This is a genomic window from Asaia sp. W19 (assembly GCF_003994335.1).
Taxonomy (GTDB): domain Bacteria; phylum Pseudomonadota; class Alphaproteobacteria; order Acetobacterales; family Acetobacteraceae; genus Asaia.
Map to the genome: position 1 here is coordinate 1 of NZ_PNQZ01000110.1, position 2372 is coordinate 2372.

Annotated in this window: 3 protein-coding genes; 2 read left to right on the forward strand and 1 reads right to left on the reverse strand. The window is 61.0% G+C overall.

Features of this window, described 5'->3' with window-relative positions; genetic code table 11:
- A partial coding sequence (locus C0V97_RS16965; protein WP_255424194.1) for a YjbE family putative metal transport protein occupies positions 1 to 402 on the reverse strand: 402 nt, incomplete at its 3' end.
- Between the two features lie 147 nt (positions 403 to 549).
- On the opposite strand from C0V97_RS16965, the gene purB reads away from it, so the two are divergent.
- Positions 550 to 1881, forward strand: coding sequence for an adenylosuccinate lyase (gene purB / locus C0V97_RS16970; RefSeq protein ID WP_127101955.1), 1332 nt, complete (start codon positions 550 to 552; stop codon positions 1879 to 1881).
- A 98-nt stretch (positions 1882 to 1979) separates the two neighbouring features.
- Positions 1980 to 2372, forward strand: a 393-nt coding sequence (locus tag C0V97_RS16975; protein WP_127103687.1) for an MFS transporter, incomplete at its 3' end; no start/stop codon positions are given.

A 2372-nucleotide genomic window follows, 5' to 3' on the forward strand; every position in this document is an offset into this window, starting at 1 on the left:
TGACGCCCCCGCAACGGCGAGGACATTATCGAGGCTCATGGACAGATCCGCGAGGATGATCCGGAAGATTGCCTGGCCCAGCGTGCCGTTTTGGGTGCTGCCTTCCACCTCTTCCGGGTGACGCATCTCCTGATACATCTTCCAGCACACCCAGAGCAGCAGTACTCCGCCTGCAAGCGTCAGCCCGATCACCGCGAGAAGCTGTGACGCCACGAGCGCCAGAACGATGCGCATGAGCGCGGCACTCGCCACCCCGACGATAATCGCCTTTCGCCTCTGGGTTGCGGGCAGGCCGCGTACGACCATGCCGATGACCACCGCGTTGTCCCCGGCAAGGGTGATATCGATCATGACAACCTGGGCGAGCGCGATCAGGGCATGCCAGGTAAGATCAGGCGCCACATCATCCTCCAATACGACAGATACACGAAAGCCTAGAGAAAGCGCTCCCGCCGCGCAATTGAGTGGGATGACAAGGATGGTGTTCGCGGGCGCCGAGTTGCGGTAAGAGGGCGCAATCCGCGTCCCAGACATTCCAGGAGCCAAGCCATGGTGCCTCGCTACAGCCGCCCCGAAATGACCGCCATCTGGTCTCCCACCAATCGCTATCGCATCTGGTTCGAGATCGAGGCCTTGGCCTGTGAGGCAATGGCCGAGCTGGGCGACATGCCGAAAGAAGCCGCCGCGGTCATTCGCGAGCGTGGCGATGCCGCGATGGCCGCGTTCTCCGATGCAGATGTCGCGCGTATTGACGAGATTGAATCCGTAACCCGTCACGATGTGATCGCGTTCCTCACCTGGCTGGCCGAGAAGATCGGCCCCGAGAGCCGCTTCGTGCATCTCGGCATGACGTCGTCAGACGTGCTCGACACATGTTTTTCAGTGCAGCTCGTGCAGGCGACGGACCTCCTGCTGGAAGACATTGACGCGGTTCTGGCGGCATTGAAGAAGCAGGCTTTCGCGCATAAGAATACGGTCACGATCGGACGCTCGCATGCCATCCATGCCGAGCCCACGAGCTTCGGTCTCAAGATTGCCGGGCACTATGCCGAGTTCGCGCGCAACCGCGAGCGTCTTCTCGTGGCCCGTAAGGAAATCGCGATCTGTGCGATTTCAGGCGCGGTCGGCACCTATGCTCATATCGATCCGCGCGTTGAGGAATTCGTCGCTGCGCGCCTGGGTCTGGCTGCCGAAGACGTCTCTACCCAGGTCATCCCCCGTGACCGGCATGCCGCATTCTTCTGTGCGCTGGGTGTGATCGCCAGCGGTATCGAGCGTCTGGCTGTTGAAGTGCGTCATCTGCAGCGTTCGGAAGTGCGCGAGGCAGAGGAATTCTTCCATCCGGGCCAGAAGGGCAGCTCGGCCATGCCGCACAAGCGCAACCCGGTGCTCTCCGAGAATCTGACAGGTCTGGCGCGTCTGGTGCGTTCGCATGTCGTCCCGGCACTCGAAAACGTTGCGTTGTGGCATGAGCGCGATATCAGCCACTCCTCCGTTGAGCGCAATATCGGGCCCGATGCGACGGTGGGGCTCGATTTTGCCCTGATGCGTCTGGCCGGGATGATGGACAAGCTCGTTGTCTATCCGGAGCGCATGATGGCCAATCTCGAATCGCTGGGTGGCGTGGTCCATTCCGGCGAGGTTCTCCTGGCTCTGGCGCGTTCAGGCATTTCGCGCGAGGACGCCTATCGTATCGTCCAGCGCAATGCGATGGAGACCTGGACCAAGCTGGGCGAGCCGGATGGCCGTAGCTTCCGGGAGAATCTGGAGCAGGACCCGGAGGTAGCGGGGCGTGTGGATGCCAAGGTGCTGGATGAGGCGATGGACAGCACACGACATCTTGTTGCGGTAGACCGCATTTATGACAAGATTTTTGGTTAACTTCCCACATTGTGTGTTGACCTTGTGGGGGCATAGTGTGGAAGTAACGTGTTTGTAATCTCAAGCACGTTCACCTGGATCAGGACGAAAGCTCACCAATGGCTTCCACAACGCGCCCGCGAGGGCAGGCACTCACCAATTTTATCGCCGTGATCGCGGCGACCGGTGGTCTTCTTTTCGGTTATGACACCGGCATCATCTCGGCGGCGCTTCTCCAGCTGACCCCCCAGTTCCAGCTGACAACGGAGAGCGCCGAGGTGGTGACCTCTGCCGTGATTCTCGGCGCCCTGATCGGGTGCATCAGCGCCGCGCCGCTTTCCGATCGTCTGGGGCGCCGCCGCACCATTATTGCCGCTGCGACCTTGTTCCTGATCGGTACCGTGATCGTGACATTCGCGCATTCGGTGGCCGTCCTGACCTTTGCCCGTCTGATCCTCGGCCTCGCCATCGGCGCGTCGTCTCAGATCGTGCCGATCTATATCGCCGAGATC

Bases quoted from the DNA above. Each gene is read 5' to 3' on its own strand.
- purB (WP_127101955.1), top strand. From the start codon at position 550: ATGGTGCCTCGCTACAGCCGCCCCGAAATGACCGCCATCTGGTCTCCC.